Here is a 12,987-nt window from a genome sequence, read left to right as displayed (position 1 = left end):
TTTATGCTCCCTTCTCGCTTCGCTGTGCGATAATACCTGCGCTTTGCTCTTGAATAGTAAGCAGAATGTTTTTAGCGCGTGTATTAAGTAGGGTGTATAAAAATACCGTAGGAATTGCCACAACTAAGCCTAGCACCGTTGTTACCAATGCTTGCGAAATACCACCAGCCATTAGTTTAGGGTCGCCTGTACCAAATAATGTGATTGCTTGGAAGGTGTTGATCATACCGGTTACTGTACCTAGTAAACCTAGCAGCGGCGCCACCACCGAGATGATTTTAATAAGCGTTAAATTACGCGTTACTTTTGGCATTTCACGTAAAATAGCTTCGCTTAATTTAAGCTCTAATGTGTCGTGGGCAACATCAGGGAACTGATCTTTAACTTTCATTACGCGGCCAAGTGGGTTGTCATCGCGTGCTACATCATCTTTAAGTTGACGACGAATTTTACCGCCCATAATCAGTAATGAGAAAAAACGTTCAAGTGAGATAAGTAAAGCAATAACACCTACACCTAAAATAACGTAACCGACTGTGCCACCTTGGTGTACGCGCTCTTCGGTATCTGGTGCTTGCACTAATAAACCTAAAATTGAGCCACCCGTTGGGTCAAGTGCAAACTGCACAACACCATTTTTTGCATTTTGTAACTCTTCTGCAGTTGCAGTAAAACGTGCTACAGGCTGGCGATTTAACTCGCTTAAGGTATTTGTTACTGGGTTAAATTCTAGGTATTTACCGTTAGAGATTAAGTTAAAAGCACCTACACGTACCACTTCTTGTTGTGCTTTTTCACCACCTTGTACAATTACATCGGTAGTAAAGCGGCTTACTTTACCTTGCTCTGTCATTTCGCGTTGTAGCTCAAACCATACTTTTTCAATATCTTCGATAGAGGCAAGCTTTGAAGTAGAGCCCATTTTTTGTGCTAGCTCATCCATAAATGTGCTACGACCCGCAATTTCAGCTGATACCACAGAGGTAGCGAACTTATTGCTAGAATCACCAGCAACTTGCTGAAGCACACCAAATAGCTCTTTTAAAGAACCCATTCGTTTAGACAGTGTATCTGTTAAGTTAGCAAGTTTAATTTCGTTTTCTTCAAACTGTGTTTCTAAGCGCTCAGACTCAGCAAGCATTTGATTACGTTTTGCTCGTGTGTTGTTAAGCATTTGCACTTGTTCGTTTTGGCGCGCCATAAATTCTTGTTCGCGTTGCTTGTTTTGCGCGCTTTGAGCCGATTTGCCTTCTTCAAGTGTTTTTAATAATGAGTCTAAGTCCATAGGCTCAGCTGCCACACTTGCGCCTGCAAAGCTTAGGCTTGCAGCAAAAAGGGCCATTTTTGTCATTTGAGTAAACAGTTTCATCTTCAACCTCTTATTCTGCTGCGTGTACTGGCAGAGTTAACATATCTGGGGCAAGTTGCTTACGTGCGATACGTAAACCTTTGTTGATTTGGCTAATTGTTGAGTCTGGTAAAGTAACAAACGATTTTGTTTCTTCATCCCAGCTACCAGCTTGCTTACCATCACGTGTTAAATAAATAAGCTCTAAGCGGCCAATGCGTAAAAAGTCTACTTCACGCTCTTTACCGTCTACCGTTAGCAGTGAGGTGTAGGCTTCAATAGTGCGTCCGTAATCAACTTCTACTTGATATGCTTCTAATACGCGGCGGAATTTTTCGCTTGAGTTAATATCTGCACGGTCCATCATGGCGTTTAAAGAGCTAATACGCTTAGTGCGCTCTTCTTGCAAAAATGGCACATCAAGTGCTACAAATTGCTCAAGCCCTTCAATCATGCGCAGCATTAGTGGTGTGATCTGACGCTCAATAATAGAGACCTGATCCATTGAAAGGTTAAGTGACTCCATTTCTTCAATTTGGTTATTTAACTGTTTAGTTAATTGCGCGTTATAAACAGTTAAACCATCAATTTCTTTATTAAGGGTTTTAAACTGTTGAAGACGGCCTTGCATTGAATCAGCAATCTTGTCTATTTTTGTTTGTGATTGCGCAGCTGATTTATTTATTTCACTGCTTTTATCGATAACCTTTTCTAAATCATTGGCATGTACTGCAGCACTTGCTGCTACAATACCAGCTAAGATCAATGGTTTAACGCCTTTCATCGCATACACCTTTACTCGTTAATTAGCGGATTTGCTAGTTTGTTGTTTTAGCCTAAACTGACTTGTTTTAGGCTAAAGATTTTCAATGAGTGAAATTGTATAGATGAATAATGACAGGCATGTTGCGCAAAAAAGTCTATTTTGTTACAGCTGTAACATTTGCGTCTTATATCGAAATGTTTATATGCAAAGCGTGTATTAAAGCAACAAATACACGCATTTTGGCTAGTTGTTAAGCTAATAAAGCGTTAATTGTGTTTAGTGTTTGCTGGTGATCGGTGTAATTTATTTTAATTGCAATGGCTTTATTATCAGTTATTAATACTAACGAAGGAAAGCCTTGTATTGGCAAACTTGCACTAAATGCTAACTCCTCGTGTAATTTTTGATTCAAAGCCTCTGAGCAAAGTTCCTCACTAAACTGTTGTTTATCTAGCCCGATTTTTTCAGCTAAGGTAATTAGAGTACTTTCATCAGATGGGTTTTGGGCATGTAGATAATAAGCATGTTGAATTGCCTCTATCATTTGTGGCTCTTTATTATGCGCTCTGGCAATAATCGCCGCTCTGCAGGCTGGGTAAGTAGAGCGCCTTGGCTGACAAACCTGCCAAAAATCAAAATTAAACTGTGTGCCCAACATCGCACTAATTTTATGCCACGTGCTTTGGAGCATGGCGCGCATATTTTCTGGCATGGGCTCTTGGCTATCTGGAGCAAGCCCCCCTACTTTGTATTCTATAGTCAGCTGCGAAGCTAATGCGGCTTTTAGTTTTAACCACGTCGGTTTATATCCCCAGCACCAACTACACATAGGGTCGTGTACATATATAAGTTTAGTTTGAGTCATAGTGTTCCTGTGTGATTTGATACAACTTTGTTACGCCCTTGCTCTTTAGCTAGGTACAAGTATTCGTCTGCTTGTTTAAGTGCACGGCTGTAATGATCCACATTATCAACCTGTGCCACCCCAATACTACAGGTAATAAATACCCGTTTATTATCGCTGGTTAAAATAGCTTGTTTTGCGACACATTGTCTAAAATCATCGGCTAATTTTGTAGCCACTGGGGCTGTTTCTTTAGGTAAAATCACCACAAACTCTTCGCCTCCATAACGAGCTTTGACTGCGGAATTTGGAAATTGTGAATCAAGTAATTTGGTAAACTCTATCAATACTGTATCGCCAAAATCATGACCATATGTGTCGTTTAGTCGTTTAAAATTATCTAAATCAAGTAATAAAATAGAAAACGGCAAGTAGTTTTCGGGCGTTTTAGCGGCTAATTTTAAAAAGTGAGCGGTGATGAAACGCCTGTTCGCGCCACCCGTTAACTGATCTGTATAGGCATCTTGCGTTTGCGCAAGGGTTATATCAGCAATTGCCAGGTGACTTTTATGCCTGAAATATTCACCTATAAACGAAAAAATAAACACCAGTGTAAAAGAGGCTAAAAAACGAGACTTTTCAATACCGCCATAGTTAACTTGGCCAAAATCAGGCCCGTATAAAATAACACTGCAGCACAATAATAAGCCTAAGCCAAGCCTGCAGCCATGCTTTACACCTAAAGAGGCAAAACACACTACAGGGTAAAACATTAGCCAATAAAGCGCGGTATTTTCTTTTCCGCCGGTATACGTAAGGGCCACACACATAATAAACACTATACACATACTTATAAGTGCAACCATTTCCAGCTTGGCTGTTTTTATAAAATAAAAAGTGCCGCTAATAAGGGTAATATTAACCGCTATTAACGACGTGGTAAGAATAGGCGAATACACCGTGTAGTTAAACACCACCAACATAGAGATAACAATAATAGCAATGGCTATCATGGTGAATAGTGAAAATGCTTGGCGCTGTTTATCCGAGCTATACACCTTATCTATGTTAATAAGGCTTAACCAACTTTGTCCTGTAACCGATTTTTTTGGCATATTTTAAACTCTAAACTTTTGAACCATTTGCTCTAAATCACTAAATTGTTGTTTAAGTTTAGTACATTCATTGAGGGTGTTTTTTAAATTTTCTTGGCTTTGTACCGATAACTCACTCATGCTTGTAATGTCTGCGTCGAGCACTTTAACAAGGTCGTTTTGCTCAACAGTGGCATTGGCAACACTATGATTAGCACTGCTAATTTGTTTTATTGACTCTATTATTTGGCCCATTAACACGCTCACACCTTCAGCGTGCTCTACGCTTTTTTCACTGTCTTGAATGCTTGTTTTCATCAGTTCTACCGCTTGGTTTGAGCCTCTTTGTAATTGCCCTACGGTATCTTCAATCTCTTGGGTTGATTGCTGAGTACGATGAGCTAACTGGCGTACCTCATCAGCAACAACAGCAAAACCGCGCCCAGCTTCGCCTGCTCTTGCAGCTTCAATTGCCGCATTTAATGCAAGTAAGTTGGTTTGCTCGCTCACACCTTTTATCACCTCAAGCACTTGCCCAATGCTAATTGTATGCGCGTTAAGGCTATTAATAGTGTGTTGCGCTTGTTCCATATTGGCTGATAACTGATGAATACTATTAACGCTGTGCAATAAGGTTTGCTGGTTTTGTGTTGAATGCTCATCTGCATTTTTAGCAATTACAGAAGCGTCACTGGCGTTATTAGCAATAGCCATAGCCGATTGTGAAAAATTATTAACCGCCATGGCCACACTATCAGTACGTTTTGTTTGGTCATGGTGCATGGCTAGTGAAGAATGTGTTTGTGACACCACGCTGGCTATTACGCTATCGAGTTGTTCAGTCGTTAATTTAACGTGTTCTATAGAGTGCTGAATTTTTTCAATAAAAATGTTAAACGAGTGACTAATTTGGCCAAACTCATCATTGTTTTCAACCTTTAAACGTTTGGTTAAATCGCCTTCGCCTTTTGCAATATCTTCTAGTGCATCATTTAGGCGCGCCATAGGTTGCATTAAATAACGCAGTAAAAATTGCATAAACACAATAATGGCCACAATTCCCACTAACATGTAAATAAGCGCGTTAACACCAAAGCGAGACACCTCTGCATAGGCTTGGTTTTTATTAATAACGACACCTAAATACCAGTCAACATTATCTATGCCACGTATTTTAGTAAACGATATCAACTGCGGCTCACCCGCTATATCATATTGTGTAAATTCGCTATTAAGCGCGGTAGGTTGGCCAAATAATTCGGCGGTGTTTTTTAAATTAAGTTCGCTATTAGGATGGCTCAGCACTTGGCCATTTTTATCTACTAAAAAAGCATACCCTAACCCTAAAAAATCAATATCGTTAATTATTTCAGTTACTGTGTGCATGTCTATATCTGCACCCGCTACACCACTAAAGCGGCCATTGCTTTGAATGGGCACAACGGCAGATATAGTCAGCTCGTTGGTGGTTACATCAATATACGGGGTGGTAAATGCGGTATAGCTTTTATTTTCAACTAACTTATACCAAGGTCGCGAGGTGGCATCAAAATCAGAAGGTAATACAATGCTTTGATCGTTAAGTATAAATAAACCACTTGGTTTACCTATATACGTGTTTTTAAAGCCACCAGCGTATTTAGCAGTATTAAGCTGGGCAAGGGTTAACTGTTTTGGATCACTATTTTTGTGAGTTTGCGCAATCGATTTTACTATGGTGAGTTTGGCATTAAGCCAGCTTGCAATGTTTTGTGAGGTAGATTCTGAATTTTGCTTAAGGACTAAACCGAGCTGCTGTTGCGTTTGGTTACGCATGGCGATGTAATTATTTATAGCAAATAAACCCAGTACAATAACCAGTACCATAGATGCTGCAATAGTCACTTTTGAGGTGAATTTAAGTGAGTTAAGCATGACTGCCCTTTTTTATTTTTTTGTTATTAATTATATTTTTAGCAAAAATTTAAAGGTATGTCGTCGTTAATGAGGTAGATAAGCAGGTTATGTACTTAAAATAAGAATAAAGAACCAGCTCTATTCGGTATATAGTTGTAACAACTCTATTTTTTTAAAAACAAACCCGCACTTGGAACGTTCCTATAAAATAGCAATAAAAAAGCGACTGAATACGTATTCAGTCGCTCATTCATCGGGGGGTATTTACCACTTTTTAGCTAAACGAACCACGTTTAAGCCATACCAAGCAATAAATACATAACATACTAGCGGAACAAAAAAGCTTTGCTGAATATTAACAACATCAGCAATGTAACCTTGTAATAAAGGTACCAAGGCACCCCCTACTATTGCCAAACACAACCAACCAGAGCCTTTACTGGTTAATGAGCCTAAGCGCTCTATCGCTACAGAAAATATAGTCGGGAACATAATTGAGTTAAATAAACCAATGGCCAGTACCGCGTACAGGGCTACATTGCCTTGCGTAAATATAGTCACAAGTAATAAGGCAATTACCATGCAGGCATTAAATGCCAGTGCTTTAGATGGCGCTATTTTTTGTAGTGCAGCAGAGCCAATAAAGCGGCCAACCATTGCTCCGCCCCAATAGTAGCTGATCAGTGCAGCAGCAGCGTGCTCTTCAAGCCCAGCTATATGTGCTTCGCCAAAAAAGTTAACTAAAAAACTACCAATAGCCACTTCACCACCGACATAACAAAATATAGCAAATACGCCCATTGTTAAATGAGGTGCCTGTGTTAGTGAGCGAGTTTCATTAACCGGGTTATTTTCTTCTTTATGGCCTTCTATTTCAGGAAGTTTAATAAAGGCAAATACGATAGCAATAATGAGTAAGGCCGCTGCTAACATTAAATAAGGTACTTTTACAGATTCAGCAGAAGCAGCGCTTGCCGCTAATGTACCTGCGGTACCAAAAAACAGGATACCTCCAACATACGGGCCTAAGGTTGTCCCTAAGGCATTCAGTGCTTGCGCTAAATTTAGCCTAGATGAGGCGGTTTTTTCTGGCCCTAAAGCAGCTACATACGGGTTCGCAGAAACCTGCAAAACAGTTACACCAGCAGCCAATACAAATAAAGCACCTAAAAACAACCAGTATTCATGCACCACCACCGCAGGGTAGAACAACATACAGCCAATTGAGGCAACCACTAGGCCAGTTAGTATGCCTTTTTTATAACCTAATTGTTTAACCAAAATTCCAGCTGGAATAGAAACAATAAAATAGGCGCCAAAAAAGCAAAACTGTACGAGCATTGCTTCAAAGTAAGTTAGGTCAAAAACGCCTTTCAGACGAGGGATTAGTACGTCGTTTAAAACGGTAATAAAACCCCATAAAAAAAACAGTGTGGTCATTGCAGTCAGCGGTAACAGGTAATTTTTATTTTGTTGCTCTTTGACCGCAAATGATTGATTGGTATTTATTTCACTCACGTCATTTTCACTCCATTAACAAGTTGAAAATGATTTTACACGTTTGCGACATAATATAAGTACAAAATAATTGGAACGTTACAATTAATCGCATTCATTTAATAAGGCCTGTTTCATCCTTTGGGTTTCGCCGCTATTTTTAAATTTGTATAAAGCTGTATTAATATCTTCTAATACAGTGAGCCAGTTTGGTGTTTTTTTACTTATCGCAAAATATAAAGGGTTATATTGAATTACCTTGCTTTCTGACTCTACGGCACTGAGCAAAGCGCGTTTTTCATTTTCAGCTAAAGAGGCATACTTTACAGAGTAAGTTAGCACTTCAGGGTCACCTATAATTAAATCTACACGTCCTGCAGCGAGTAATTTTACAAGTTGTAAATCGTCTACGGCATGAATAATAATAAACTCATTATTATCCATCATGGCATCAAACTCAGGGGTGTTTTGGTACCCTCTTACAACACCAATACGCGCGCCTTTAAGCGACTTTAAATTGCCATTAAACCTGTCGGGCTCGCCTTTGCGTTTTAAAAAGCCGATATTACCGCCCGAAAACGAATTTGAAAGGCCAAGTAATTTTCGACGAGTATGGTTTGGTACGTAATCAGAAGGGGCTGTATCTTCAATAAAGTACTCTGGCAATAAAATATCCGCTTTGCCTAGTTCAACGGCTCTAACAGCTCTAGCCCAGGGTACAAATTCAATATAAATATTATAGCCAGCACTGTTAAATGTAGATACCGCAAATTGGTATACCCACCCTTTGTTACAAAGTTTGTTCCCAATGTAAGGCGGCCAATCTTCGGTTACCACATGGATAGTGTCTTTACTGTTAGGCGCGCTAAATAGGTAACCCGATTTATAGCGCTCACCAATTACAGTGTGACGAGTATCATCTTGCATGTAGGTCACAGGAACCTCAGCAAAACAATAAGATGAAAAGAGTATGAGGATTAAAAATACACGCATAATTAAATTTCATTTACAATATGTTACTAAAGTGTAGAACTTAGTACATAAAGTAAAAGAAATTTTAATTAAAATTACAGCTGTGGGAGCTTAAGCTTTTACCCACTTCATTTTATTATTGGTATCGCGAGAATTAATAATAGTTGAGTCGCTGCTCTCCACCCCACCAAGTTTGGCTAAACGGTCGTATAGTACCACATTGCAGGTGGCCGCAAGATTCATACAACCAATTGTAGGTACGTAAACCACTTCATCGCACCATTTTAAAACCTCTTTTGGTACTGAGCCGTCTTCTGGCCCAAATACATAAAATGCGTTTTCAGGGTGTTTAAAATCAGGTAACGCAGTGGCGCCTTCAATCAGCTCAATAACCACAACCTTTGCGCCTTCAGGTTTTACACTGAGTAGGTTATCAGTGCCCGTAAGTGCAATACGCTCAACAACATTTTTAGTGTCGGTATGAAACTTTTTAGCATTTAAGTAGCGACTACCGGTAAAAAATACTTGTTTAGCGTCATAGCAACCCGCGGCACGTAAAACGCCGCCAACATTTGTCGGGCTTTTAGGATTTATTAAACCTATTACAGCCTTAAGTTCACTCATTAGTCGCAATCCTTTGTTGGCCACTCAGCAATGTATAAATCAAAGTCATCGAGCTTTACGTCACAGTCTTTTACGGTTTTATCTTTAACAGAAATACCAAGCGCATGCATTTGGGTTTTGTCACCCTGATTTAATAGCGGATGCCAAGAGGCTAAACCTCGCCCCTCGTGGAGACGGCGATAACTACAGCTTTGCGGCATAAAAAAGATATCTTTAAGGTTGGCTTTGGTCAGTTTAACGCAAGAAGGGACCAGCGTTTGGCGGTTTTCGTATTCGCTACAACCACAGGTATTGTTATCAAGGTATTGGCAAACAATGTTGGTGAAAATAAGCTCTTCACCTTCACGTAGTTGATCGGTGGCGGTAAATTCGTCTTCATCTTCACTGTCAATAAAGGTATTTAAACAGCATTTTCCGCAACCATCACAAATCGCTTCCCATTCGTTTTGGTTCATATCGGCTAAGCTTTTTTTAAGCCAAAACTGTGTATTTGCTAACTCTTGATCAAACATAATTTACTCGCGCCCCTAAAGAGCGCGCATTCTAACGTATTGCTACAGCGTGCGCAAAGCCCGTGCCTTTATTTGTACGGGCTTTGCGCATTTTGCTATTTACTGGCAGCAACCCAACGTTTAATTTTTTCCTCTAAAATAGGCATCGGCAAGGCACCATCAATCAATATTTGCGTATGAAACGCTTTAATATCAAACTTATCACCTAACTCTTTTTTAGAGTAGTCACGTAATTGTTGAATTTTAAATTGCCCCAATTTGTACGACAGTGCTTGGCCAGGCCATGCAATATAACGCTCAACTTCTGCTATCACATCGCTTTTAGCCATTGACGAATTGGCCAGCATGTAATCGATACCTTGCTGTCGAGTCCAGCCTTTTGCATGAAAGCCTGTATCAAGCACTAAGCGCATTGCTCTAAGTTGCTCATCGGCCAAACGCCCGTACCACATATAAGGGTCGGTAAATAAGCCCAGCTCTTTTCCTAGGCTTTCTGCGTACAACGCCCAGCCCTCTGCAAATACCGTGTAGCCGCCAAACTTTCTAAAATCTGGAAGGCCATCTATTTCTTGCTGTAAAGCAATTTGAAAGTGATGGCCTGGCGCGGCTTCGTGTATAGAGAGCGTTTCTAATAAAAATTTTGGCTGCGCTTTAAGGTTATAAGTATTGATGTAAAAAATACCTGGTCGAGAGCCATCAGGTGCCGGCGCTGCATAAGATGCACCCGCCGCAGATTGGGCTCGGTAAGGTTCAACCGCTTTTACAACATAAGGGGCTTTAGGCGCAACATCGAACAGTAAAGGGACGCGCGCATCTATTTTTTGTTTTATATCTTCATATGCTGCAATTAATGCCTCTGGCGTATCGTAATAAAATTGGTCCGAATCACGTAAGTGCTGAAAAAATTCATCCAAAGTGCCGTTAAAACCTACCTCGTGTTTTACTTTTTTCATCTGGCTTAAAATACGCGAAACTTCACTTAAACCAATCTCATGTATTTCATCTGCAGAAAGGCTCAACGTGGTATTTTTTTTAATTTGATATTCATACCAAGCTTTACCATTAGGCAAGTCGCTATAGCCTACCGTTTCTCGGCTTTGAGGAATGTATTGATTGGCTAAAAAGTCGCTCATACTTTTATATGCAGGCACTAATTGCTGCATAATAAGTGCTTTATATTGCGCCGTTATTTGCTGCTTTTGCTGTGCGGTAAATGAGGCTGGTAAGTTTTTAATTGGTCCCCAAAATAACGAATCCTCTGCATTTTTAACCACATGCGCAGCAAATTGTGGCTGAAGCTTTTTAGCTAATGGTTTTGGTAAGGTAATGCCCGCTTTAATCCCCTTCGCCATCGCGCGCTCTACACTGCTTAGCCACGTAATAAAGCCTTCGCTTCGTTTTATAAAATTATTGTAATCTTCTACGGTATTAAATGGCTGCGCACTTTGTCCCGAGCCAAAACCTGCAAAGGTATTATGCGCTCCCGCCATTTGGTTAATAGGCAGCATATAGCTTGGAAATTGCATTCCCTCTAAATTAAGTGCTAGGTCTCTTTGTAATATTTCATAGCTGAGTAACGCTTGCCCTGTTAACTGCGACTTATCAATAAGTGTTAAACGTTGTTGATACTTTTTGTAAAACGCGGCTTTTTTTGCCCGATTTTTTTGAGTAATAGCGGGCGTAAACTTATCATTAAATTCACTGCGCCCACTATAAGTTGCATTAATAGGTTTAAAGCTGAGTAACTCGTTGTAGTACTGTGCTACAAGTACATCTAATTGCTGCTCATAAGAGAGCTCTGAAACAATAGCTGCAGGTGCGTTTGACGTGTTTAGCTGTGCACTATTGCCAGTGTTATTACTGGTTTGTGTGTTCATACAGCCACTTAAAGCAAACATAACGCCACTGGCAACTAAGGCTAATTTAATTGATTTCATGGTAATCCTTTTTAGTATCGTCAGTCGATTATGCGCATTTAACCTGCGTTAATAAAGAAATTACGATAAGTGGCGATTAACCTATTATATTTACACTTTTATATTAGGTTGTTACATTTCAATTAATTAAACCGCCACCAGAAGAAAAAACAATGAAAAAAAAGCTACTCAGCGCCTCCGTTGCACTTATGTGTTTAGGAAGCTTTAACGCGCAAGCCCTTACTTATATATCTGCTAAAGCCATGGTAGATGTACACACAGGCGAGGTTATTCAATCGCCGCTGATCACCATTGATAATGGGGTGATCACTGATGTTACACAAAACAAAAAGCCGAGCATGAGCAAAAATGATCAGCATATTGATTTACCCGAACTCACTTTAATGCCGGGCCTTATGGATATGCATGTACATTTGACCAGCGACCCTACGGTATCTCGAAGTGAGCGTTTAAGTCAGTCGGTACCGCGCATGGCCATTAAAGCCGCGCACTTTGCTAAAAAAACATTGCTTGCAGGTTTTACTACCCTCAGAAATGTAGGAGCCGAGGGCTATAGCGTTATTGCAGTGCGTGATGGTATTAACGCCGGAGATATTGTAGGCCCGCGTATTTGGGCAGCTGGCCCTTCGCTTGGGATCACAGGCGGACATTGCGATAATAACCGTTTACCACCAGAGCTAAAATACACTTCAACAGGGGTAGCCGATGGCCCATGGGCTGCACGTGTAAAAGTACGAGAAAACATAAAGTATGGCGCTAATGCCATTAAGTTTTGCGCCACGGGGGGCGTTTTTTCTAAAGGTACAAAAGTGGGTGTACAGCAGTATTCATTTGAAGAAATGAAAGCCATTGTAGATGAAGCCCACATGCGTGATTTACCTGTAGCCGCTCACGCACATGGCACAAGTGGTATTAAAACAGCTATAAAAGCCGGCGTAGATAGTATTGAACATGCCAGCTTTTTAGATGATGAAGCCATCGCACTTGCTAAAAAACATGGCACGTGGTTATCAATGGACATTTATAATACAGAATACACACTGAGCTTTGGTGAGCAAAATGGGGTAGATGAAGAAAACCTCAATAAAGAACGTCAAGTGTCTAAAAAGCAGCGCGACAGCTTTAACCGCGCAGTAAAAGCCGGTGTAAATATGGTATTTGGTACCGATGCTGCTATTTACCCTCATGGCGATAACGCCAAACAATTTAGCCGTATGGTTAAATTTGGCATGAGCGAACTACAAGCAATACAAGCTGCCACCATTAACAGTGCAAAGCTATTAAAAATGGATAATAAACTGGGTCAGCTAAAATCAGGGTTTGCAGCCGACATTATTGCCGTAAAAGGTAATCCACTTAAAAATATCTCTGTGCTTGAGCGCATTCCTTTTGTTATGAAAGCAGGCGTTGTTTATAAACAATAGTCATTAATTAATGTATTATTTTACAAAAGCATAAAAGCTTACACTTTCATGCTTTTTTATTAACCGCATTAAT

The 12,987-nt window shown here is 40.1% G+C and carries 11 protein-coding genes; 1 reads left to right on the top strand and 10 read right to left on the bottom strand.

The features are described 5' to 3' along the window. Nucleotide 1 precedes the first annotated feature (1 nt). The 10 genes from AN395_RS02540 to AN395_RS02495 form a co-directional block, all read right to left on the bottom strand. Entirely contained in the window at nucleotides 2–1,369 is a 1,368-nt protein-coding gene (locus AN395_RS02540) for a MotA/TolQ/ExbB proton channel family protein (protein WP_054981958.1), read from the bottom strand. A gap of 10 nt (nucleotides 1,370–1,379) precedes the next feature. Then, entirely contained in the window at nucleotides 1,380–2,132 is a 753-nt protein-coding gene (locus tag AN395_RS02535) for a DUF3450 domain-containing protein (RefSeq protein ID WP_004586345.1), read from the bottom strand. A 232-nt stretch (nucleotides 2,133–2,364) separates the two neighbouring features. Beyond that, the gene (locus AN395_RS02530) at nucleotides 2,365–2,979 is read right to left on the bottom strand and encodes a DsbA family protein (protein ID WP_054981957.1); all 615 of its coding nucleotides are present in this window, start codon (nucleotides 2,977–2,979) and stop codon (nucleotides 2,365–2,367) included. Continuing rightward, complete coding sequence (locus AN395_RS02525) at nucleotides 2,976–4,073, bottom strand: GGDEF domain-containing protein (protein WP_054981956.1); 1,098 nt, start codon at nucleotides 4,071–4,073, stop codon at nucleotides 2,976–2,978. Before AN395_RS02525 ends, AN395_RS02530 begins: the two co-directional genes overlap by 4 nt. A gap of 3 nt (nucleotides 4,074–4,076) precedes the next feature. Beyond that, a complete protein-coding gene (locus AN395_RS02520; protein ID WP_054981955.1) occupies nucleotides 4,077–5,966 on the bottom strand; it encodes a methyl-accepting chemotaxis protein in 1,890 nt (629 codons plus the stop codon). Nucleotides 5,967–6,212: 246 nt separating this feature from the next. After that, the gene (locus AN395_RS02515; protein WP_054981954.1) at nucleotides 6,213–7,466 is read right to left on the bottom strand and encodes a sugar MFS transporter; all 1,254 of its coding nucleotides are present in this window, start codon (nucleotides 7,464–7,466) and stop codon (nucleotides 6,213–6,215) included. Nucleotides 7,467–7,550: 84 nt separating this feature from the next. Further along, complete coding sequence (locus tag AN395_RS02510) at nucleotides 7,551–8,438, bottom strand: ABC transporter substrate-binding protein (RefSeq protein ID WP_054981953.1); 888 nt, start codon at nucleotides 8,436–8,438, stop codon at nucleotides 7,551–7,553. 90 nt (nucleotides 8,439–8,528) lie between these two features. After that, entirely contained in the window at nucleotides 8,529–9,041 is a 513-nt protein-coding gene (locus AN395_RS02505) for an RNA methyltransferase (protein WP_004586351.1), read from the bottom strand. Continuing rightward, complete coding sequence (locus AN395_RS02500) at nucleotides 9,041–9,553, bottom strand: YcgN family cysteine cluster protein (protein WP_024031710.1); 513 nt, start codon at nucleotides 9,551–9,553, stop codon at nucleotides 9,041–9,043. Before AN395_RS02500 ends, AN395_RS02505 begins: the two co-directional genes overlap by 1 nt. A gap of 95 nt (nucleotides 9,554–9,648) precedes the next feature. Continuing rightward, nucleotides 9,649–11,490, bottom strand: coding sequence for a DUF885 family protein (locus AN395_RS02495; RefSeq protein WP_054981952.1), 1,842 nt, complete (start codon nucleotides 11,488–11,490; stop codon nucleotides 9,649–9,651). 152 nt (nucleotides 11,491–11,642) lie between these two features. Here AN395_RS02495 and AN395_RS02490 point away from each other — a divergent pair, with 152 nt between their 5' ends. After that, complete coding sequence (locus tag AN395_RS02490; RefSeq protein WP_054981951.1) at nucleotides 11,643–12,914, top strand: amidohydrolase family protein; 1,272 nt, start codon at nucleotides 11,643–11,645, stop codon at nucleotides 12,912–12,914. Nucleotides 12,915–12,987: the final 73 nt, after the last annotated feature.

Origin of the sequence: Pseudoalteromonas sp. P1-30 (genome assembly GCF_001400005.1) — a bacterium.
Lineage (GTDB): Bacteria > Pseudomonadota > Gammaproteobacteria > Enterobacterales > Alteromonadaceae > Pseudoalteromonas > Pseudoalteromonas atlantica.
The sequence above is the reverse complement of the archived record's forward strand: the minus strand, read 5'-3'. Positions and strand labels throughout refer to the sequence as shown.

What these genes read in the sequence shown, in the direction of transcription:
- AN395_RS02495 (WP_054981952.1), bottom strand. Translation starts at nt 11,490, where the DNA reads ATGAAATCAATTAAATTAGCCTTAGTTGCCAGTGGCGTTATGTTTGCT.
- AN395_RS02525 (WP_054981956.1), bottom strand. Translation starts at nt 4,073, where the DNA reads ATGCCAAAAAAATCGGTTACAGGACAAAGTTGGTTAAGCCTTATTAAC.
- AN395_RS02535 (WP_004586345.1), bottom strand. Translation starts at nt 2,132, where the DNA reads ATGAAAGGCGTTAAACCATTGATCTTAGCTGGTATTGTAGCAGCAAGT.
- AN395_RS02510 (WP_054981953.1), bottom strand. Translation starts at nt 8,438, where the DNA reads ATGCGTGTATTTTTAATCCTCATACTCTTTTCATCTTATTGTTTTGCT.
- AN395_RS02540 (WP_054981958.1), bottom strand. Translation starts at nt 1,369, where the DNA reads ATGAAACTGTTTACTCAAATGACAAAAATGGCCCTTTTTGCTGCAAGC.
- AN395_RS02520 (WP_054981955.1), bottom strand. Translation starts at nt 5,966, where the DNA reads ATGCTTAACTCACTTAAATTCACCTCAAAAGTGACTATTGCAGCATCT.
- AN395_RS02490 (WP_054981951.1), top strand. Translation starts at nt 11,643, where the DNA reads ATGAAAAAAAAGCTACTCAGCGCCTCCGTTGCACTTATGTGTTTAGGA.
- AN395_RS02505 (WP_004586351.1), bottom strand. Translation starts at nt 9,041, where the DNA reads ATGAGTGAACTTAAGGCTGTAATAGGTTTAATAAATCCTAAAAGCCCG.
- AN395_RS02500 (WP_024031710.1), bottom strand. Translation starts at nt 9,553, where the DNA reads ATGTTTGATCAAGAGTTAGCAAATACACAGTTTTGGCTTAAAAAAAGC.
- AN395_RS02530 (WP_054981957.1), bottom strand. Translation starts at nt 2,979, where the DNA reads ATGACTCAAACTAAACTTATATATGTACACGACCCTATGTGTAGTTGG.